The organism is Kiloniellales bacterium (genome assembly GCA_030064845.1).
Taxonomy (GTDB): Bacteria; Pseudomonadota; Alphaproteobacteria; order Kiloniellales; family JAKSDN01; genus JASJEC01.
Genome location: JASJEC010000033.1, coordinates 1 through 21014 on the forward strand (window position 1 = coordinate 1; position 21014 = coordinate 21014).

At 67.8% G+C, this 21014-nt stretch carries 20 protein-coding genes; 14 read left to right on the forward strand and 6 right to left on the reverse strand.

The window, feature by feature from the left end:
- The 5 genes from QNJ67_13450 to QNJ67_13470 form a co-directional block, all read left to right on the forward strand.
- Positions 1-291, forward strand: a 291-nt coding sequence (locus QNJ67_13450; protein MDJ0609976.1) for a transposase, incomplete at its 5' end; no start/stop codon positions are given.
- A 252-nt stretch (positions 292-543) separates the two neighbouring features.
- On the forward strand, positions 544-1524 hold the full coding sequence (locus QNJ67_13455) for a TAXI family TRAP transporter solute-binding subunit (protein MDJ0609977.1): 981 nt from the start codon (positions 544-546) through the stop codon (positions 1522-1524).
- 122 nt (positions 1525-1646) lie between these two features.
- On the forward strand, positions 1647-4268 hold the full coding sequence (locus tag QNJ67_13460) for a TRAP transporter permease (GenBank protein MDJ0609978.1): 2622 nt from the start codon (positions 1647-1649) through the stop codon (positions 4266-4268).
- A 185-nt stretch (positions 4269-4453) separates the two neighbouring features.
- Positions 4454-4879, forward strand: coding sequence for a universal stress protein (locus tag QNJ67_13465; protein MDJ0609979.1), 426 nt, complete (start codon positions 4454-4456; stop codon positions 4877-4879).
- Positions 4880-4899: 20 nt separating this feature from the next.
- The gene (locus QNJ67_13470) at positions 4900-5787 is read left to right on the forward strand and encodes an SUMF1/EgtB/PvdO family nonheme iron enzyme (protein MDJ0609980.1); all 888 of its coding nucleotides are present in this window, start codon (positions 4900-4902) and stop codon (positions 5785-5787) included.
- Between the two features lie 27 nt (positions 5788-5814).
- Here the strand turns inward: QNJ67_13470 and QNJ67_13475 are convergent, their stop codons facing one another.
- The 3 genes from QNJ67_13475 to QNJ67_13485 all read right to left on the reverse strand — a co-directional run bounded on the left by QNJ67_13475 (position 5815) and on the right by QNJ67_13485 (position 9237).
- Entirely contained in the window at positions 5815-6813 is a 999-nt protein-coding gene (locus tag QNJ67_13475) for a DUF3179 domain-containing protein (protein ID MDJ0609981.1), read from the reverse strand.
- A gap of 98 nt (positions 6814-6911) precedes the next feature.
- Positions 6912-8111: a PAS domain-containing sensor histidine kinase gene (locus QNJ67_13480; GenBank protein MDJ0609982.1), complete on the reverse strand. Its 1200-nt coding sequence runs from the start codon at positions 8109-8111 to the stop codon at positions 6912-6914.
- 178 nt (positions 8112-8289) lie between these two features.
- On the reverse strand, positions 8290-9237 hold the full coding sequence (locus QNJ67_13485) for a lysylphosphatidylglycerol synthase transmembrane domain-containing protein (GenBank protein ID MDJ0609983.1): 948 nt from the start codon (positions 9235-9237) through the stop codon (positions 8290-8292).
- 371 nt (positions 9238-9608) lie between these two features.
- Here QNJ67_13485 and QNJ67_13490 point away from each other — a divergent pair, with 371 nt between their 5' ends.
- From QNJ67_13490 to QNJ67_13520, 7 genes are all read left to right on the forward strand, one after another.
- Positions 9609-10643, forward strand: coding sequence for a spermidine/putrescine ABC transporter substrate-binding protein (locus QNJ67_13490; GenBank protein ID MDJ0609984.1), 1035 nt, complete (start codon positions 9609-9611; stop codon positions 10641-10643).
- A 75-nt stretch (positions 10644-10718) separates the two neighbouring features.
- Entirely contained in the window at positions 10719-11636 is a 918-nt protein-coding gene (locus QNJ67_13495) for an ABC transporter permease (GenBank protein MDJ0609985.1), read from the forward strand.
- The gene (locus QNJ67_13500) at positions 11636-12514 is read left to right on the forward strand and encodes an ABC transporter permease (GenBank protein MDJ0609986.1); all 879 of its coding nucleotides are present in this window, start codon (positions 11636-11638) and stop codon (positions 12512-12514) included. Before QNJ67_13495 ends, QNJ67_13500 begins: the two co-directional genes overlap by 1 nt.
- Before the next feature lie 9 nt (positions 12515-12523).
- Positions 12524-13615: an ABC transporter ATP-binding protein gene (locus QNJ67_13505; protein ID MDJ0609987.1), complete on the forward strand. Its 1092-nt coding sequence runs from the start codon at positions 12524-12526 to the stop codon at positions 13613-13615.
- Between the two features lie 197 nt (positions 13616-13812).
- Positions 13813-14316, forward strand: coding sequence for a hypothetical protein (locus tag QNJ67_13510; GenBank protein MDJ0609988.1), 504 nt, complete (start codon positions 13813-13815; stop codon positions 14314-14316).
- A gap of 2 nt (positions 14317-14318) precedes the next feature.
- Positions 14319-15110 carry a response regulator transcription factor gene (locus tag QNJ67_13515; protein MDJ0609989.1) on the forward strand — a complete coding sequence of 264 codons (792 nt, stop codon included), beginning with the start codon at positions 14319-14321 and terminating at the stop codon, positions 15108-15110.
- Positions 15107-16711, forward strand: a complete 1605-nt coding sequence (locus tag QNJ67_13520; protein ID MDJ0609990.1) for a HAMP domain-containing sensor histidine kinase — start codon at positions 15107-15109, stop codon at positions 16709-16711. Before QNJ67_13515 ends, QNJ67_13520 begins: the two co-directional genes overlap by 4 nt.
- Positions 16712-16914: 203 nt before the next feature.
- Here QNJ67_13520 and QNJ67_13525 read toward each other — a convergent pair whose 3' ends face one another.
- Positions 16915-17517 carry a hypothetical protein gene (locus tag QNJ67_13525; GenBank protein ID MDJ0609991.1) on the reverse strand — a complete coding sequence of 201 codons (603 nt, stop codon included), beginning with the start codon at positions 17515-17517 and terminating at the stop codon, positions 16915-16917.
- Between the two features lie 182 nt (positions 17518-17699).
- Here QNJ67_13525 and QNJ67_13530 point away from each other — a divergent pair, with 182 nt between their 5' ends.
- Positions 17700-18698, forward strand: coding sequence for a DUF1611 domain-containing protein (locus tag QNJ67_13530; protein MDJ0609992.1), 999 nt, complete (start codon positions 17700-17702; stop codon positions 18696-18698).
- 8 nt (positions 18699-18706) lie between these two features.
- Positions 18707-19687: an L-Ala-D/L-Glu epimerase gene (gene ycjG / locus QNJ67_13535; GenBank protein ID MDJ0609993.1), complete on the forward strand. Its 981-nt coding sequence runs from the start codon at positions 18707-18709 to the stop codon at positions 19685-19687.
- 297 nt (positions 19688-19984) lie between these two features.
- Here the strand turns inward: ycjG and QNJ67_13540 are convergent, their stop codons facing one another.
- Both QNJ67_13540 and QNJ67_13545 read right to left on the reverse strand, forming a co-directional pair.
- Positions 19985-20305: a hypothetical protein gene (locus QNJ67_13540; GenBank protein ID MDJ0609994.1), complete on the reverse strand. Its 321-nt coding sequence runs from the start codon at positions 20303-20305 to the stop codon at positions 19985-19987.
- 13 nt (positions 20306-20318) lie between these two features.
- Positions 20319-21011: a class I SAM-dependent methyltransferase gene (locus QNJ67_13545; GenBank protein MDJ0609995.1), complete on the reverse strand. Its 693-nt coding sequence runs from the start codon at positions 21009-21011 to the stop codon at positions 20319-20321.
- Positions 21012-21014 lie beyond the last annotated feature (3 nt).

The window sequence follows — 21014 nt, forward strand, 5'->3', positions numbered from 1 at the left end:
GCGGGCCAGACGCTGCTCGCCGATCGGGCCTACGATTCGAACGCCCTACGCCAAGCCCTGCAAAAGCGCGGCGCCTGGGCCTGCATCAAAGCGATGCCTGGCCGCCTGGAGCCGCCCGCCTTCAGCCCCTTCCTCTATCGATACCGCAACCTCGTCGAGCGCTTCTTCAACAAGCTCAAGCATTTCAGAGCCATAGCAACGCGCTTCGAAAAGCACCCCGAAAACTACCTCGCGCTCGTCAAGCTCGCCGCAACCAGAATCTGGCTTCGCAGTTATGAGTCGGTGTCCTAGCCTCGGAATCTCAAGGCTGGTGTTTTATCGAGCTTATGTGTTCAATACCCGGCAATCGGGCGGTTACAAGGCCCGGCGAATATTGGCGGGGAAGAGGCACGACGATCACTTCGGTGACAATCTGCGCATCAAATGGCGCCTTCTGGAGGCGCAAAGGCCCTTGGCCTGCGTCCGTCGCGGTCTTCGGCCCTCTTACCCCTGCCGCAGGGGACGACAGTTCGAACGCCTGATTGGCCAACAGGGAGTATGATGATGAAGAAGCTTGCAGTGACATCCGTAGCCTTGGCTTTCGCGGCCGGAGGATATCTGGCCGCCGACAGTCGGAGCGCGTCCGCGGCCGAGACACGGTTCATTTCAATCGGTACCGGCGGTGTGACCGGCGTCTACTATCCGACCGGCGGGGCGATCTGCCGGCGGGTCAACAGGGACCGCAAGAAGCACGGCATCCGCTGCTCGGCCGAATCGACCGGCGGCTCGATCTACAACATCAACACGATTCGCGCCGGCGAGTTGGAGTTCGGCGTGGCCCAGTCCGACTGGCAGTATCACGCCTACAACGGCACGTCGAAGTTCGCCGACAAGGGCAAGTTCGAGAAGCTCCGCGCGGTCTTCTCGGTCCATCCGGAGCCGGTCACCGTTCTGGCCCGGGATGACTCGAACATCAAGAACATCACCGACGTGAAGGGCAAGCGCCTCAACATCGGCAACCCGGGATCGGGCACCAGGGGCACCTGGGAGGTGATGGAGGCCGCGCTCGGCTGGACCCGCGGTGACCTGCGTCTGGCGGCGGAGATGAAGTCGGCCGAAACCGCGCAGGCGCTGTGCGACAACAAGATCGATGCCTACTTCTGGCTGGTCGGACACCCCTCCGCCCTGACCCAGGAGACCCTGTCGAGCTGCGCGACCCACCTGGTCAACGTCACGGGTCCCGCGATCGACAAGCTGGTCGCCGACAACTCCTACTATCGCACCGCGACCATCCCGGCGGGCATGTACAACAACAGCAGCGACATCAAGACTTTCGGCGTCGGCGCCACCTTCGTCACCTCGGCGGACGTGCCCGACGACGTGGTCTACGTCGTGGTCAAGGCGGTGTTCGACGACTTCCCCGCCTTCCGCAAGCTGCACCCGGCCTTCGCCAATCTCAAGGAAGCCGAGATGATCAAGGACGGGCTTTCCGCGCCGCTGCATCCGGGTGCGGTCAAGTACTACAAAGAGCGTGGCTGGATGTAACTCTACCAGCGATTTCGGGGCGGCCGTCAGGCCGCCCCGATTGTTTTTTGCGCAATAAAGAGCGGGTGGGGCACACCGCGCGCCGGAACGTGAACTCGGGGAACAGGTCGGGGGGATAGGCGATGGCCGAGGTCAGCCGCAAGGCCGAGATCGATGTCGACGAAATGGTCGCCCAGGTCGATACCGGCGCGCGCAATCCGGCCGGCTGGCAGGGCAAGCTGATCATCGGCACGTGCTTCGCCTGGGCCCTGTTCCAGCTCTACTTCGCCTCGACGGTGCCCTTTACCCTGACCGACCTGACCGGCATCAACCTGATCGTGACCAACAGCGAGGGGCGGTACATCCACCTCGCCTTCGCCCTGTTCCTGGCGGCGCTGGCCTTTCCGCTGTTCCGGTCCAGTCCGCGCGACCATATCCCCTGGTACGACTGGGCCCTGGCTCTCCTGGGTGTGGCGGCCTGTCTCTACCTGATCGTCTTCAAGGACGACATCGCGATCCGCGCCGGCCTGCCCACCACCGGCGATCTGGTCGTCTCCACCGTGGGCATGATCATTCTCGCCATCTCGGTCTACCGGGCGCTCGGCCTGCCCCTGGTGATCGTCGCCTGCGTCTTCGCGGGATACGTCTTCTTCGGCCACGCCGAATTCCTGCCCGACGTGGTGCGCTGGAAGGGCGCCTCCTACGGCAAGGCCATGTGGCACTACTGGATGCAGACCGAAGGGGTCTTCGGGGTCGCGCTGGGCGTCTCCGCCTCAATGATCTTCCTCTTCGTCCTGTTCGGGTCGATCTTGGAGAAGGCTGGCGCCGGCAACTTCTTCATCAAGATCGCTTTCGGCCTGCTCGGCCACCTGCGCGGCGGTCCGGCCAAGGCGGCCGTGCTCGCCTCGGCGATGAGCGGCCTCTACTCCGGCTCCTCGATCGCCAATACCGTGACCACCGGCACCTTCACGATTCCCCTGATGAAGCGCACCGGCTTCCCGGCCGAGAAGGCGGGCGCGGTCGAGGTGGCCTCCTCGACCAACGGCCAGCTGACGCCCCCGGTCATGGGCGCGGCGGCGTTCCTGATCGCCGAGTTCACCGGGGTCGCCTATACCGACATCATCAAGCACGCCTTCCTGCCGGCCGTGGTCTCCTACATCGCGCTGGTCTACATCGTGCACCTCGAGGCCATGAAGCTGGACCTCAAGGGCCTGCCGAAGCAGCCGTCGCACCTGTCCAGGATGCAGAAGCTGATCGGCTTCCTCGGCGGCTTCATCGGCATCGCCGTCATGTTCGGCCTGGTCTACTACGGACTCGGCTGGATCAAGGTCGTCGCGCCCGACGCCGCCTTCCCGATCGTCGTCGTGGGCTCGGCGATCGCCTATGTCATCCTGGTCGGCATCGCGGCGCGCCAGCCCGACCTCACGGTCGACGATCCCAACGCCCCGATCACCGAGATACCCCGTGCCGGGGCGATCGCGGTCACCGGGCTCTATTTCCTGCTGCCCATCGTGATCCTGATCTGGTGCATCATGCTGGAGCGGCTGTCGCCCTCGCTCTCGGCTTTTTGGGCGGCGATCGCCATGATCACGATCGCGCTCACCCAGCGGCCGCTCAAGGCGCTGTTCCGGCGTTCCGGAGACCTGGTCGAGGAGTTTCGAATCGGCGCCGGCCAGTGGTTCGAGGGCATGATCGCGGGCTCGCGCAACATGATCTCGATCGGCGTGGCGACCGGCGCGGCGGGTGTCATCGTCGGCACCATCTCGCTGACCGGCGCCCACCAGGTGGTCGGCGAGTTCGTCGAGTTCCTCTCGGGCGGCAGCCTCATGGTCATGCTCATCCTGGTCGCGGTGATGAGCCTGATCCTCGGCATGGGCCTGCCGACCACGGCGAACTACATCGTGGTGTCTTCCTTGATGGCGCCGGTGATCGTCGCGCTCGGCGCCAAGAGCGGGCTGATCGTGCCGCTGATCGCGGTCCACATGTTCGTGTTCTATTTCGGCATCCTGGCGGACGACACGCCGCCCGTGGGGCTGGCCGCCTTCGCGGCGGCGGCGATTTCGGGCGGCGATCCGATCAGGACCGGCATTCAGGGCTTCGCCTACGATGTGCGGACCGCGCTCCTTCCGTTCCTCTTCATCTTCAACACGGAATTGCTGCTGATCGACGTGACCCCCATGAAGGCGGTCTTCGTCTTCTGCGTCGCCGTCGTGGCGATGCTGCTGTTCGCGGCGGCGACCCAGGGCTTTTTCTTCGTCCGCAACCGGATCTGGGAAACGGTGCTGCTACTGCTGATCGCCTTCACCCTGTTCAGGCCCGGATTTTGGCTCGATATGGTCCACCCGCCCTACGAGGCAAGGCCGGGCACCGAGATCGAGCGGATCGCCGGGAGCCTGCCGCCTGACGGCGTTCTGCGCATGGTCGTGAGCGGTCCGAGCTTCGACGATCCGGACCAGATCGAGAGCCAGACCATCGTGGCCGAGCTCGGCGCGGCGGGCGATGGGGCGGAGCGCCTGGAGCGCAGCGGCCTCCTGGTCATGGTCGAGGGCGAGGAAGCCCTGCTGGAAGAGCCGCTGCCCGGCTCGCCCTTCGAGAGCCTCGGCCGGCAGTACGACTTCTATGTCGATCCTCCGGTAACCGTCACCGAGGTGAGCCTGCCGGTCGAACGCGTTTTCAAGGAGGTCTTCTACCTGCCGGCCCTGGCACTCCTGGCGCTCGTCCTGCTAACGCAGTGGCGCCGCGGCCGGTCCGCGGCGAGGGCCTAGGGCCTGTTGGCCCTAGAGCAGATGCGGATTTGACGGAATCGTTAGAGGCGATCCGATAAACTGGGCGAATCTGCTGTAAATAGTTGATGCCGAGCGGATCGCGGACCAGTGGAATCGCCCGAAGCGATCCCTCATCCTCCTGAATCTGCTCCGAGCTTTCGAGGTAGAGCGGTAGGGAGAAAGCCATGTTCCGCACGATTCTCGTTCCCGTCGACCTGAACCAGCCATCCTCCTGGGAGGAGACGGTCCCCCTGGCCAAGAAGCTGGCCCAGGGCAAGGCGGCGATCCACATCGTGTCGGTCCTGCCGGATTTCGGCATGCCCGTGGTCGGCAGCTACTTCCCCAAGGGTTTCGAGCGCAAGGCCCTGGATCAGGCCAAGGAGCGGCTGCAGGCGCTGGCCAAGAGCTGGAAGCTCGACGGACTCGATGTCCACCTCCACATGTGCCACGGCACGATCTACGAGGAGATTCTCAAGGCGGCGAGGACGGTCGGCGCCGACCTCATCGTCATCGCCTCGCACCGGCCAGAGCTGAAGGACTACCTGCTGGGCCCGAACGCCGCGCGCGTGGTGCGCCACGCCGACTGCTCGGTCTTCGTGGTCCGGGATTGACCGCCCGGGGCACGCGGGCCGTGACCGGCGCGCCGGCGCGGCGCCCGGTCTGGGACCGTCGAAGGCTCTTGGGGGCGGCCGCCGGCCTTGTGCTGCTACGGCCGTTCGGCGCCGTGGCGGCGGCCCCGTCGGCGCCGGCGGTGATCGAGGTGCCTGCCGGTCCCTTCATCGCCGGCTCGGACCGCGCCGAGCGCGAGATGGGCTACCGTCTGGACGAGGCCGCCTACGGGCACCAGCGGACCCGGAGCGGCCGTTGGTACGAGAGCGAACCGCCCCGGCGGGAGACGACGGTTCCGGCCTTCCGGATCACGCGGACCCCGATCACCAACGCCGACTACGCGGCCTTCGTGTCGGCCAGCGGGCATCCGGCGCCCGACGTCGATCCTGAGACCTGGGCCGGGTATCGCCTCATTCACCCCTACGCGCGCACCCGCCGCCACGCCTGGATGGCGGGTCGCCCGCCGGAGGGCCGCGCGCGCCATCCGGTCGTCCTGGTCAGCCATGAAGACGCCCGGGCCTATGCCGCCTGGCTCGGCGAGGCGACCGGCACGCCCTGGCGCCTGCCCAGCGAGGCGGAGTGGGAGAAGGCCGCCCGGGGCACCGACGGGCGGCGCTTCCCCTGGGGCGATGCCTGGGACCCGCGGCGCCTCAACAGCCACGACCGGGGTCCCTTCGACACCCTGCCGGTCGGCAGTTTTCCTGCGGGGGCCAGCCCCTTCGGCCTGCTCGACGCGGCCGGACAGGTGTTCGAATGGACCGCGACGCCGGCCGGGGCCGGCCGCTTCATCGTCAAGGGCGGGTCCTGGGACGACAGCGGCTGCGGCGTCTGCCGCCCCGCCGCGCGCCACGGCAGGCCGCCGCAGCTCAAGCACATCCTGATTGGATTTCGCCTGGTGACCGACGACTGACCCTCCCCAGAGGGAGGCTCGGAACGCTCAGCGGTTCAGCTGTCCTTCGGGATGGAACGAGGCGAAGACGAAGGCGAAGGTGACGTCGTAGGGCACGTCTTCCAGGGCGTCACCGGCGCCCCGCCGCTGAACCGTGACGTTGCCGACGTCCCGACCCTCGGCGATCGCCCGGCTGTCGAGCGCCGACGCCTGGCCCGCCTCCCATGTCAGGACCAGGCCGGCCTCCTCGATGCGGCCCTGCTCGCGCAGCAGCGCCAGGCTCCAGGCCCGATCTGCGACCCTGACCACCCGGGCCAGCGGCGCGATCCCTTCCGGCATGCGGGCGACCGGGAAGTAGGGGCGGCTGCTACTGTCGTAGCCGACATAGGGGTTCGCGCCGTAGGCGCGCAGCCTCGGGTTGTTCGGCACCAGCACCAGCCCGTCCGGATGCCGCTGCCTGAACTTCTCCATGGACTCGAGCCGGGCCGGGATCATCCGGAGCCTGGTGCCAGTCCTCTGGCCGACGATGGCCTCGCCCATGAACTGCTGCCACCAGCTCTCGGTGTCACGGTCGTACATCACGAGGTCGGAGTTGCGCAGCTTGCCGGTCGTGCCGAACTCGGTTGCCTTGCCGTCGACCCGGCGGTCGAAGACGATGGCCGAATTGCACAGCGGGCAATAGGTGACCGCCACCGGGATGCCGCCGACCACGTCGTTGACGATCTCGTGCCAGGTCAGGACGCGCAGCGGATAAGCCCGCGAGTCGCCGTTGATGCTCAGGCCGATCACGGGTTCCTGGGCGGGCAGCTCGGCGGTTGCCTCGATCGTTTCGAACTTCGGGTCGTCGATCGAGGGGATGCCGTCCTTGGGCGGTCCGCCGCTCAGGATCTCGTCGAAATCGACCGAGCTCTTGTCGAAATCGGTGTTGGGCCATTCGGACCGCCAGGCGCTCGGGCCGGCCAGGGCGAGGCTCGCCCAGCCGAGCAGAAGGGCCAGGCAGAGCGCGCCGAGAGACCGGGCCCGCAAGAGCATGAGATCCGAAACCATGGCGGCAGCATCTACCGAGGCCGGTCGATTTGCCAGTCACAAGCGCTTGAGTTGCGCCCGCAAGGGGACCGTGATCGTTGGTTTCGGAAGAAGCCGGGTCAGCCTTCGCGGACGATGCGTTCGGCCGGCAGGCGCACGGTCACCGTCGTGCCGACGTCGACCTTGCTCTGAAGATCGAGCGAGCCGCCGTGGAGCTCGATCAGCGACTTGGTCAGCGGCAGGCCGAGGCCGTTACCCTCGAACTTGCGGGTCACGGGGCTGGGTGTCTGGGCGAAGCGGATCATGGCGCGGGGGATGTCTTCCAGGGTCATGCCGATCCCTGTGTCCGCGACCTGGAGCACCAGGCCATCGTCGGCATGATCCCAGGCCTGGACGCGGACGCTGCCGCCCTCGGGGGTGAACTTGATCGCGTTGGACAGGAGATTGATCAGGATCTGACGCAGCATGCGTTCGTCGGCGTAGATCGTGGGCAGACTCTGCGCGGTCTCCTGCTGCAGGTCGACGCCGGCCTCGCGCGCCTGGCCGCCCATCAGGGCGATGCAGGCGTGGATGATATCGCCCACCTTGAAGCGGTCCTCGTTCAGCGCCAGCTTGCCCACCTCGATTTTGGACAGGTCGAGGATGTCGTTGATCAGCTTCAGCAGGTGACGTCCGGAGATCTGGATGTTCTCCGCGTAGTCGCGGTAGTCCGGCTGGCCGACCGGCCCCAGGGCTTCGTTCTGGATGATCTCGGAGAAGCCGATGATGGCGTTGAGCGGATTGCGCAGCTCGTGGCTCATGTTGGCAAGGAACTCGGACTTCGCCCGGTTCGCGATCTCCGCCTCGTTCTTCGCGGTGATCAGCGCCTCCTCGGCGATCTGGCGGTGACGGATGTCGCGCAGGACCAGGACCACGGCCTGCCAGTCCGGCTCGGCGATCCGGCGTATTTGCATCTCGGCTTGGAATTCCTCGCCGTTCCGGTGAACGGCGGTAAAGGCCTTGGTTGTTTCGGCCGATTGGCCCCGCTCGGACCCGAGCAGTTCGTCGAGCACCTCCTGGCGGCCTTTCGGCGGCACCGGCGCCAGGAGCACGCTGAAGGACTTGTGCAGGACGTCGTCGGAGCGATAGCCGAAAAGCGCCTCGGCCCGTTCGTTGAACAGGCTGATCTTGAAAGCCTCGTCCAGGCAGACGACGGCGGAGGGCATCTGGGTCACCAGGCTCCGCAGACCCATGATGCTGCCCCAATGGGGCGCCTCGGAACCTCCATCCGACCGCCCGGCGTTCCCGAGGGCGCGCAGCCGCTCGGCCTGGTCCGGCATAGGCTCAGCCGATGAGGGCTTGAAACCGGGTGTTGCCATGGGACGGTAGTGACCTGCTTGCCAGAAAGATGCTCCGACCGCCAAGGGTCGTCGCGAGCCCTTAAGAATCGGCTAATCTCGTGGTTGAAGGGCGGCCGGAGCGGCCACTCGCAGCGGGCCGCGGCCGGTCGGCGTGGCCTCAGGTCGCGAGGTCGGCCGGCTTGGGCCGGCCGTGGACCAACCAGACCAGGCCGCCGAGCATTCCCAGGCCGAGCTGCAGCAAGCCGAAGCTGACCGAGATCAGAGCGGCCGGCCCGGCCTCGACGCCGATCAGCCCGAGGCCGAGCACCATGGCGCCCTCGCGGACGCCCCAACCGGCGATTGAAACCGGCAGTGTGGCGGCAAGCATGACCGCCGGCAGCACCGCCAGGGCGCCGAACAGGGGAATCTCGAGATTGAGACAGGCCGCCACGGCGCAGGCCGCCAGAGCAAGGAGAAGGTGGCCCACGACCGAGACGCCGAACAGGCCGAGCATCAGCCCGCCCCTCCGCCGAAGCACCGTGATCTCCGCCGCCACCACCCCGATCTGGCGCTTGACGGCGTCGATCGGCAGGAAGCCGAGCAGGTGCAGCAGCGTCGGCGCGGCGACCACCGCCGCGGTTCCCGTCAGGGAAACCGCCGCCACGCCCCAGAGCGGCGCCGGTGTTGCGACGAAGGGGATCAGGAACAGGGCGCCGCCGGCGCTGAGCGCCATCAAGGCCAGGAGGCCCAAAATCCGGTCGATCAGGACCGAGCGCACGGCCAGGCCGAAGGGGCGCCCCATCCGGGTCAGAAACCACATGCGCATGCCATCGCCGCCCACGGTGGACGGCAGCACCTGGTTGAAGAAGACCCCGATCACCACGGGGCTCCACAGCTCTCGGGCGGCGACCGGCCGGTCGATCGCGCTCAGGATGCGGCTCCACCGCCAGGCGACCACAACGACCGCCTGGGCCAGTATCAGGGCCGCGGCCAGGACCAGCGGTCCGACCGAGAAGTCCTGCAGCAGCGCGGCGATCTCCGTGAGGGAGAGGTCGCGGAAGACGAGGTGGAGCAGACCCGCCGTCACGGCGATCTTCGCCGCCAGGAAGAGAAGCTTCTTGGGCATGGCATCCTTGGTCCGGCGGCCGGGCAAGCCGCCCGGACCATGAGTTCAGAGCCGGTTCTCCGGGTCAAGGTGTCGCTGCCGGCGGCGGTGCCTGGACCGGGACCCGGCGCGCGGTCCTTCGGACCCGGGTGTGCTGTAGCCGTGGCCGGGTTAAGTTCTGGCTAACCCCGCCCGGCCGGCCAGGGCCGCCGGCGCCCGCGGGCCCGGTTCCGTTGACACGCGACTTCCGGGGCGCATACTTGCGCAGCCGGGGGGCAGCAGAGGCCGGGATTTCGGCAGGGGAAAGGCCGACCGACGCCCTGAGAAACGAAAGAAAGGAGTGTTGTCGAATGAATAAGCGCTTTGGAAGGCGCCTTTCGCGTCGCCGCTTGTTGGCAGGCACAGGTGCGGCGGCCGCGGGTCTGGCTTTCGGCCCGAAGCTCGGTTGGGCCGTCGAGGAGCCGAGGCTCAACTTCTACAACTGGGACACCTACATCGGCGAGACCACGCTGGCTGATTTCAAGAGTGCGAGCGGGATCACCGTCAAGATGGATCTCTTCGCCGACAACGACGAGCTCTTCGCCAAGCTCAAGGAGGGCAACCCCGGCTACGACGTGATCGTGCCGACCAACGACTACGTCGAGCGCATGATCACGGCGAAGATGCTGGTCCCGATCAATCGCTCGATGATCACCAACTTCGGCAACATCGATCCCGCCTTCCAGGACGCCGAGTTTGACGAGGGACGCAGGTATTCCATGCCCTATATGTGGGGCACGCAAGGGATCGGCTACCGCAAGTCCGCGGTCAAGTCGCCGCCGGACAGCTGGAAGGTGCTGTTCGACTCCGACCAGTATTCCGGGCGTATCGCGCTGCTCGGCGACAGCACCAGCGTTCTCGGCGCCACGCTGAAGTACCTGGGCCACTCCCTTAACTCGAAGGACCCCAAACAGCTCAAGCAGGCCGAGGAGCTGCTGATCCGCCAGAAGCAGCACATCAAGGCCTTCGCCGACGACAACGGCCAGGACCTTCTGCTGTCCGGCGAGGTCGACCTGACCATGGAATGGAACGGCGACATCCTCCAGGTCATGGAGGAGGACGACGACCTGAGCTACGTGGTACCCAACGAGGGCGGCCTGCTGTGGCAGGACTGCCTCTGCATCCCCAGGGGCGCGCCGCACGTCGAGAATGCCCACAAGTTCATCAACTTCATCCTCGACGCCGAGCCGGGCGCGGCGATCGCCGACTTCATCTACTACGCCACGCCCAACAAGGCGGCCAAGGCCCTGTTGTCGGACGACTACACCAAGAACCCGGCGATCTTCCCGACCGATCAGGTGGTCAAGCGCTGCGAGAGCGCGATCTACCAGGGCGAAGACGTCCAGCGGCTCTACGACGAGGCCTGGACCCGCGTCCTGGCGGCCTAGAGGCTAGCGAGCCCGGCCGGAGCCCCTCCTGGTTCCGGCCGGACCTCGATCCACGCTCCAGGCACAGAGGCAGCGATGGAAAGCTGGCGTCGTAACCCCCGGGTCTTCTGGGTCTTGAACTTGCCGCCCGCTTTCTGGCTGGTGGTCTTCTTCCTGGCGCCGCTGGCCATCGTCTGGGTGATCTCCTTCGGCGAGCGGCGCGGCCCGGTCGAGATCGAGATCACCTGGACCCTGGAGAACTACCTCCGGTCCCTCGACCCGCTCTATCTCGGCATCTTCTTCAAGTCGCTATGGTACGCCGGGCTAACCACGGCGCTCTGCCTTGTCGTCGCCTTTCCGATCGCCTTCGGCATCTCCTTCGCGCCGTCGCGCTGGAAGCCGGTGCTGCTGCTGCTGATCATCCTGCCGTTCTGGACCAACCTGTTGATCCGGACCTACGCCCTGATCGCCATGCTGCGGGCCAAGGGCTTCATCAACTACGGCCTCGAGGGGCTGTGGGACTTCGGCAACGGTCTGCTCGCCGTGGTCGGTTTGGGCGACCTGCAGCTGCTCGGCGAGAGCTACCGGCCCTTCTCGCTGGTCGGCACGCAGTTCGCGGTGATTTTCGGGCTGGTCTACGTCCACCTGCCCTTCATGGTCCTGCCGCTCTATGCCTCGCTCGAGAAGATGGACCACTCCTACATCGAGGCCAGCCTCGACCTCGGCGCCGGCCAGGCCCGCACCTTCTTCTCCATCGTGGTGCCGCTGGCCAAGGTCGGCATCGTCTCCGGCATCATCATCACACTGATCCCGGCGCTCGGCTCCTTCCTGACCCCCGACCTGCTGGGCGGCAAGAAGGTGCTGATGATCGCCAACGTGATCGACAACCAGTTCAAGGACGCCAACGACTGGCCCTTCGGCGCCGCTCTGTCCCTCAACCTGATGTACATCACCTTCTTCGTGCTGGCGCTGCGCGTCCTCTGGTCCAAGGGCTCCCAGATGGAGGCCGGCTGATGCTCCAGGCCTTCGCCGCACGACGCCAGGGTCTGCTGGCGGCCCGGCGCCCGATCGCGCCGCTCGAGTACAGCCGCCGCCTCTGGCTGCGCCTGACCTTCGTGGCGACGCTGATCTTTCTCTACGCGCCGATCGTCATCCTGGTCGTGTTCAGCTTCAACGACAGCCGGCGCAACATCGTCTGGCGCGGGTTCACCTTCAAGTACTACGAGAAGGCCTACCAGGACACGGAGCTGTTCGACGCCTTCGTCAACTCGCTGACCATCGCCTTCGTCAACACGATCATCGCTACGGTCCTGGGCGCCATGGTGGCGGTCGCCCTCTGGCGCTTCCGCTTTCCCGGCAAGACGGCCTACGAGGGCGCCATGACCCTGCCGATCGTGATCCCGGAGATCTGCATGGGCGTCGCCATGCTGGCCTTCTTCTCGCGCATCGGCTGGCCGGCCAACCTGCCCTGGCCGGTCAACCTGGGCAACATCATCATCGCCCACGTCGCCTTCTCCTTCCCCTTCGTCGCCATGGTCGTGCGCGGCCGCCTGGCCACTTTCAACCGCGAGCTGGAGGAGGCGGCGAGAGACTTGGGCGCAAGCGAGTGGCAGATCATGCGGGACGTGTTGGTGCCGCACCTCATGCCCGGTCTGATCGCCGGCGCGCTGCTCGCCTTCACCCTTTCGCTCGACGATTTTGTGATCACCTTCTTCACCGCCGGCATCGACAGCGTGACCTTCCCGGTCAAGGTCTACTCCCGGGTCCGTTTCTCGGTCACCCCGGCGGTCAACGCGGCCTCGACCATCTTGATCGCGATCACGCTGCTCCTGGCGGCGACCATGGTCTGGCTGGACGTGCGCGGCCAGCGCAAGAGCGCGCGGCAGGGGTAGGAGGGAAGCATGTCGGAACCCCGGCCGATCATCCGCATCGAGCAGGTCACCAAGCGCTTCGGCGCCGCGGTCACCGCCGTCGACGCGGTCGACCTGGAGATCCGCGAGGGCGAATTCTTCGCTCTGCTCGGGCCGTCCGGCTGCGGCAAGACCACGTTGCTGCGCATGATCGCCGGGCTGGAGATCCCGAGCGAAGGGCGCGTTCTGATCGACGGTCAGGACATGGAGGGCGTGCCGCCGAACCGCCGCCCGATCAACATGGTCTTCCAGTCCTACGCGGTCTTTCCCCACATGACCGTGGCACAGAACGTCGGCTACGGCCTCAAGGTGACCGGGGTCCCGGCCGCCGAGACCGCGGCCCGCGTCGAGGAGGCCCTCGAACTGGTCAAATTGGGCGGCTACGGCGATCGCAAGCCGGACCAGCTTTCCGGCGGCCAGCGGCAGCGCGTGGCCCTGGCCCGGGCCCTGGTCAAGCGCCCCAAGGTGCTGCTGCTGGACGAGCCACTCTCGGCGCTCGACGCCAAGCTGCGCGAGGCCATGCAGCTCGAGCTCGTGCGCCTGCAGCACGCCGTCGGAATCACCTTCGTGATCGTCACCCACGATCAGCAGGAGGCGCTCTCCATGGCCAACCGGATCGCGGTCATGGAGGCCGGGGACGTGCGCCAGGTGGCGCCGCCGGCCGAGCTCTACGAGTTCCCCAACTGCCGCTTCGTCGCCGACTTCATCGGCCGCATGAACCTCTTCGAGGCCCGGGTCGTCGGGCTCGACGGGGGGCGCCTCAGCCTCGAGGTCGAGGGCCTGGGCCGCCTCGCGCTGGAGGCCGAGGGACCGGCGAGCGGCGAGGTCGGCATCGCCGTGCGGCCCGAGAAGCTGCGCCTGACCCGCGAGGCGCCCGGCGCCGATCTGGTCTCCCTGCGCGGAAGGGTAAGCGAGGTGGCCTACTACGGCGATACATCTTTCGTTTACCTTGAAGATGAAAAAGGTCGTAGGATCTTTGCGAATTTGCAAAACGATTCCCGTAAGACCAGTCCGACCGTGGAGATCGGCGAAACCCTTTGGTGTGCTTGGAAGCCCAGTGACAGCCTGGTTCTCAGCTCTTGACGCCCGTTCGGGCTGCTTGGCCACAAAAATGATGCTGGCAATGAAGAACAGTGCCGCGTTAACGCTCTTCCCGGGCGTGGACGGTCGTTCCAATCTGCTCCGCTCTCGCGCGCCGCGACGGATGGCGCTAAAATCCGGGCGGTCCGCGGTCGCAGGTCCCTCGTGGACCCGCGTCGAGGTCGGTTAGGAGCTTCGGGATGATCCGGCCACTGTTGGTCTTGGGGCTTGTTGCGCTGTTCCTTCAGGGCTGCGAAGGCGTGTCCTGGAAGTTCTGGGAACAGCAAGACGGCCAGGGGCGGGCGGCCGACGCACTGGCCGCCGAACAGCCCAAGTCGGCGCCCGGCTTCTCGGAGGCGCCTCCGCAGCCGGCGGCCAAGCCGGCCTCGGACAAGGTCCAGCAGCAGGCCGTCGCTTCGCAGGGCGAGACGCCGCGGACGGTACGGAGCCTGGTTGGGCTCGACTTTACCGGCGTGCGGGACCTGCTGGGCGAGCCCGCCCTGGAGGAGATCGTCGCCCCCGCGACGGTCTGGGCCTACAGCGGCAGGGGATGCGTGTTGAACATTTTCTTCTACCCTCACGTGGACGGCGGTGAGTTCCGCGCCCTGACCTATCGCGCGGCCGGCTCGGATCAGACCGAGGAGTCGGCGCAGCAGTGCTTCGACGAGCTGATGAGCGATCAAGGCAAGACGGAGACCAATTAGTAATGTCTCTGCAACCGACCGTGCTGGAAACCAACTACTCCCGCGTCGTCATCGTCGACGACGACGACCTGTTCCGCGAGTCCCTCGGCCTCAACCTGGCCGAGGAGGGCTACGAGGTGATCGACTTCGCCAGCGGCGAGTCCGCCCTGGAGTACTTCCGCGGCGGCGAGACCGCCGACGCGGTGCTGCTCGACTGGCGCATGCCCGGCATCGACGGGCTCGGCGTGCTGCAGGCGCTGCGCGAGGCGCGGATCGAGACCCCGGTGGTGTTCCTGACCATGCTGGGCGAGGAGATCTACGAGGAAGCGGCCCTGAAGTGGGGCGCGGTCGATTTCATCGACAAGTCGCGCCGGCTCTCGATCATCCTGCAGCGCCTCAAGCTGATCACCGACGGACCCAAGCTGCCGGGCGCCGGCGAGGCCGAGGCCGCGCCCGCGCCGCAGTCGCCGATCCTGCGCATGGGGCCGCTCGAGTTGCGCAACGACATCCGGCGCGCCTTCTGGGACGGCAAGCAGGTCGACCTGACCTTGACCGAGTACTCGATCGTCCACTTCATGGTGCTGCGCGCCGGCAGCGACGTGACCTACCGCCAGATCTACGATCTCGTGCGCGGCAAGGACTTTGTCGCCGGCTACGGCCCCGACGGCTACCGCTCCAACGTCCGGTCCTTCATCAAGCGGATCCGCAAGAAGTTCCGCGCGGTCGACGACGCCTTCGACCACATCGACAACTATCCGGGCTTCGGCTACCGCTGGAGGAGCGAGGGAGGCAAGCCGGAGGAGAGCTGGTCGTGACCGACGGGGCGCTACCCGCGTCGCTGGTCTCCGATCAAAGGCCGCGGCGCCGGTGGGGCTATTGGCCTCTGCGCTCCCTGGTCAGCAAGCTGGCCGTGCTCTTGCTGGTGTTCCTCGCCGTCCCGGTGATCCTCTACAACGAGTTCCGGCGCGCCGACCAGGACAAGCAGGCGCTCCTGGTCGAGAGCGTGCGCGAGCACGGCCGGCTCATGGCCGAGAGCCTGCGTCCCCTCCTGGAGCGCGAGGACCCGTCACCGCTGCTGGCCCTGCCCGAAGAGGTCAAGCGCCTGGCGACGCCGACCACCGGCGTCAAGGTGCTGTTCCGGCCCAAGGAGCAGAGCGGGGCGGCCGGCTTCTTCATGGTCGCTTCCGAGCCCGCGGTGCCGCCGGCCGCGCTCGAGAAGGAGCGCGACGCCCTGATCGAGCGCGGCGTCCTGGGCAATCTGGTCAGCACCTGCGCCGCCGAGCCGATCGCGCTGCGGCACGTCAGCGTGACCGGCGAGGAGGAGCTGCTGACCTCGATCACACCGGTCGCCACCGATGCCGGCTGCTGGATGCTGGTGACGGCGCACCGCAGCGGCGCGTTCCTCGGCACCTCGATCGGCCAGCCCTACTGGAAGACCCTCGAGGTGCGCATCGCGGCGATGATCTACCTGGCCATGGCGCTCTTGACCATGGGTCTCTTCTTCGGCGTCTGGCGCAGCCTCATGCGGTTCCGCCAGGTGGCCCGGGACATCGGCCGGGGCGCCGCGCCGCATCCGCGGTTCGAGACGCTCAACCGGGTGCCGGAGCTGACGCCGGTGGCGCAGGAGTTCGACCGCATGACCGCCGCCATGGTCGGCTCGGCCGACACCATCCGCCGCGCCGCCGAGGACAACGCCCACGCCTTCAAGACCCCGATCGCCATCATGCGCCAGTCGCTCGAGCCGCTGCGGCGGATCGTGCCGTCGGAGAGCACGCGCGGGTCGCGCGCGCTCGACGTGCTCGAGGAGTCGGTCGATCGCCTGGACCGCTTGGTCACCGCGGCCCGGCACCTCGACGAGGCCGCCGCCGAGCTGATCGAACGGCCCAGCCACCCGGTCCAGCTCTCGGCCCTCATGGGCCGCATGGTCGATGCCTACGTGGACAGCTTCGCCAGCCACCAGGTCCGGCTCGACTCGCGCCTGGAGAACAATGTCGTGGTCAGCGCCGACGAAGAGCTGCTGGAGACCGTGTTCGAGAACGTGATCGACAACGCGCTCAGCGTCTCGCCCCCCGACGGCGCCGTGGCGGTCGAGCTGAAGACCCGCGGCAAACGCGCCCTGGTGGCCGTGCGCGACCAGGGTCCCGGCGTGCCGCCGCCCTATCTGCACCGGATCTTCGAACGCTACGTCTCGCTGCGGCCGGCCCCGGGCGCGGCGGACGACCATCAACTCCCGATTGATCCGGCGGAACATCTGCCCGAGGACGGATCCGAGGCCTCGGCCGATAGCGGCCACCATCTGGGCATCGGACTTTGGATCGTTCGCCGCAATCTCGAGGCCCTCGGCGGCTCGGTGCGGGCGGAAAACCGGGTTCAGGGCGGACTCGCGGTCATCATCGAACTGCCGCTGGCCGCCTGAGTTTGCTCGCCCCGGTTGAAATGGGCGGTCACAACTTTGACCCATGACAGTGCCCGGCCCCGGTTCTAGGGTGAAAGCTCATCTCCGGTGGGGAGGCGCCGTTACGGCGCGCCTCCGAGGCCCTGGTCTTCGGTTTCGGCGGATCACGTTCCGCAGGGGCGCCTTCCCGACCGGTGTTGAAAACCCCCAAATCTTGAAACGCTTCAGACCGGCCTCTTGTAAGGCTCGAAGGTGTAGTACTTCGGCCAGGAGTCGAGCCGGACGTGGAGCCAGGCGACGCCCAGGCCGCTGGTACTGAGCCAGAGCGGGCGTTCGGAAAGGCTGCCGGCCAGCTTCTCGCCGACCAGCTGCCAGAAGGCATGCTGCTGGTCGTCGGGGGCCGAGCGCGAAAAGGCGGCGAGGTGCGGGTAGGCGCTCTCCGGTGCGCGCGGGCAGGGCACGACGAGCAGCGCATCCCCGCCAAGGTTCCGGAAGGCCGTTACTTGGCGCCCAGCTGCGGCGAATTCCCGGGCAAAGACCGCCGGTTCGGCATCGCGCGCGGCCAGGGAGGGGCTGTCCGCCACAATGAACTCGAAATCGGCTGCCTGGTTTGCCCTCGTCAGAGGCGGCGTCTCCCAGAAAAAGGCCGGATAGGGCGCTGACGCCAGGAGGTCGATGAAGAAGGCGCGGAAGACCGGGTCGGACCGCCAGAGCCCGAAGGCTTCGGCACGATCGATGGGCTGCTTTCCGCGCAACACGGCATGCCTGGAAACCTGGCCGTCTTCCAGGACCTCGACCCTGCTACTCAGCCGGCCGCTCGGCCTCACCCTGTTCCTCGTCGTCCGGCCTCCTTGGTTGCGAAGACCCCCGAGGCGAAACGGGCGCCCTCGCCATGAAAGATCCAGACGTGGTCGACTGCGCTCAAGCCATTGCTCCCCTGCCTATTGCGGCCTTCCCCTTCTTATCGGATAACTCTCTGGAAAAGAATATGAAGGGGAGGATCTGGGGCATGGCGATCGAGCATCCCTATCTCTTGTTCCTGGGCGACGCCGCCGACCAGCTCGCCGCCAAGACGGCCCAGGGGATCAAGGACTGGCGGCCGGAGTGGTGCCTCGGCCAGCTCCGCCTGCCGGACTGCAACGCCGATCTCGGCCTCAAGGACATGACCCTGGAGGCGGGCGTCGAGGCGGGGGCGAAGACCCTGATCGTCGGCGTCGCCAACCGCGGCGGGGTGATCTCGGAGGCCTGGCTGGCGGTCCTCGAGCGCGCTCTGGAGCTCGGCCTCGATGTCGCCGCCGGCCTGCACAACCGCCTGGCGGACCAGGCGATCCTGGCCGGCGCCGCCGAGGCCCACGGCCGCGAGCTGCACGACGTGCGCCACCCGACCCGCGAGTTCGCCGTGGCCAACGGCAAGAGACGCCCGGGCAAGCGCCTGCTGACCGTCGGCACCGACTGCTCGGTCGGCAAGATGTACACTTCCCTGGCGATCGAGAAGGAGCTGAAGAACCGCGGCCGGAAGGCCGACTTCCGGGCGACCGGCCAGACCGGCATCTTCATCGTCGGCGACGGGGTCTCGGTCGACGCCGTCGTCGCCGACTTCATCTCCGGCGCCACCGAGTGGCTGACCCCGGCCAACGACGAGGACCACTGGGACGTGGTCGAGGGCCAGGGCTCGCTGTTCCATGCCTCCTTCGCCGGTGTCTCCCTCGGCCTGCTGCACGGCAGCCAGCCCGACGCCCTGGTGCTCTGCCACGAGCCGACCCGCGACCACATGCGCGGCCTGCCGGGCGTCGCCCTGCCGGACCTTCAGCTCTGCATCGACCGGAACCTCGAGGCGGCGCGCCTGACCAATCCGAACCCCTATTTCGCCGGCGTCGCGATCAACACGGCCCGGCTCGACGAAGCCGCCGCCGAGCGCCTCCTCAAGGAGACCTCCGAAGCGCTCGATCTTCCGGCCGTCGATCCGCTGCGCCAGGGGGTGGCGCCCATCGTCGACCGCCTCGGCTAGCAGCGGGAATGGCGACGCTCACCCTGCGGCGCGAGTCCTGGCCGATCCGGGGCAGCTTCACGATCTCCCGCGGCAGCAAGACCGCGGCCGAGGTGGTGGTTGCCGAGGTCGCCGACGGCGAGCACCGGGGGCGCGGCGAGTGCGTGCCCTACGCCCGCTACGGCGAGACCGTCGAGGGCGTCCTGGCCGCGCTGGAGGAGATCTCCGGCGCTTTGGAGGCCGGCCCCGACCGTATGTGGCTGCAGGAGGCCCTGCCCGCCGGCGCGGCGCGCAACGCCCTGGACTGCGCGCTCTGGGACCTGGAGGCCAAGCGGAGCGGCCGGGCCGCCTGGGATCTGGCGGGCCTGTCGTCGCCCGAGGCGGTGGTAACCGCCTACACCCTCTCCCTCGACGCGCCCGAGGCCATGGGCCGGGCCGCACAGGCGGCCGCCGACCGGCCGTTGCTCAAGATCAAGTTGGGCGCCGAGGGCGTGGTCGAGCGGGTCGCCGCGGTGCGCGAGGGCGCGCCCGGCTCGCGCCTGGTGGTCGACGCCAACGAGGCCTGGAGCGCGGCGCTCTACGACACTCTGGCGCCCGAGATGGCGCGCCTCGGGGTTGCCATGATCGAGCAGCCGCTGCCCGCCGGCGACGACGCCGCGCTGGCCGGCCGGCCCCGGCCGGTCACGCTCTGCGCCGACGAATCCTGCCACGACCGGAAGTCGCTGCCGGCGCTGGCCGGCCGCTACGACATGGTCAACATCAAGCTCGACAAGACCGGTGGCCTGACCGAGGCCCTGGCGCTCAAGGCGGCGGCCGAGGCGGCGGGCCTGGAGATCATGGTCGGCTGCATGCTGGCGACCTCGCTGGCCATGGCGCCGGCCCTGCTGGTCGCCCAGGGCGCCCAGGTGGTCGACCTCGACGGCCCCCTGCTGCTCGAGCGCGACCGGGACGACGCCATCGCCTTCGACGGCAGCCTCATGCACCCCCCGCCGGCCGTGCTCTGGGGCTGATAGCCCTCACCCCGATCCTCTCCCGGAGGCTCGACCGTTGGTCGCCCGCGTCAGCGGGAGGGTGAGGGCGGGCTTTCTTGCTCAGCCCTGGGCTAGGAAACCAAGGGATTGACCACAGAGACACAGAGATCATAGAGGAAAACCAAGGGTTTCTTCCGGCGCGCTTCGCGCGCAACCAACTCCCATTTTGACTCTCTGTGCTCGCTGTGTCTCTGTGGTGACAAGGTTGGTTGAATCCCAAGCCACAGGCACAGTCTCGCCCTCTGCGCGGCAGTGACCCGACCAGTCTAAAGCCTTCTAGCTCCGGCCGTTGCGGCCGCGGCGGCCGCCCTGGCGGCGGCGGTTCAGGTGCTGGCGCGGGCTCTGGGCGGCTTGGCGCAGCAGCGTGATGACCTTGCCCGCCTCGTTGTCCGGCGCAGCGCCCTCGGCGATCCCGTAGGCCGTCAGCAGGTGCTGCGCCGCTTCCGCGGGGTCGCGCGAATCCTCCAGGCGCAGGGTCCAGGCGACCAGGATGTCCTCGGCCGGGCCGGGAAAGTCCGGCCCCATGTCGATCACCTCCTTGATCAGGCCGCCGGGGTCGTCGGGCGAGTCGTGGGGCGAGACGTACTTGATGACCATCGGCGGTCTTTCCTCAAGCGGACTTGCGCAGCAGGTTGAGCCGCGACGGTATGGCGAAGCGGGTGGCCCCGTCCAGCTTCTCACCCGCCGCCTGGAAGGCCGCGCGCAGCGAGTCCTCGAGCCCGGCCAGGCGCTCGCAGCGGCCCGGGTCGACGGCGAGCAGCCGCGCCTTCAGCGTCTCGAAGTCGCGAATCTCGTAGGGCGCCAGGTAGGTCAGCTCGGTGACCGACTCGAGGCGGCTCTGCGCCGCTACCTGGATGGCGTCGTAGGCCTTGGCCCGGACGTAGGTCTCGTCCTCGACCGGCCGGATCAGCTCGAAGTAGTCGCCCTCGGCGATCGGCTCCTGGACGTAGAGCAGGCCGTCGGGCTTAAGGCAGCGGGCCGCCTCGTCCAGCGCCGGCCCCTGCTCGCCGACCGGGACGTGGTGCAGGGCGTTGAAGAAGATCACCGCGTCGAAGGTGTCGTCCGGGAAGGGCAGGCCCTCGGCGACGCCCGCGAGGTAGGCCTCGCCGCTGGCCGGCTCGGCGGCCCGTGCCCGGGCCAGCTGCGGTTCCGAGGGCTCCAGGCCGATCGGGGTCGCGCCCTGGCGGGCCAGCAGGCGGACCAGGGACCCGTCGCCGCAGCCGACGTCGAGCACCAGGGCACCCTCCAGGTCGAGGTGGTCGCGCAGCACCTCGGCGTGCTTTCGGCGGGGCAGGTCTCTCATGGC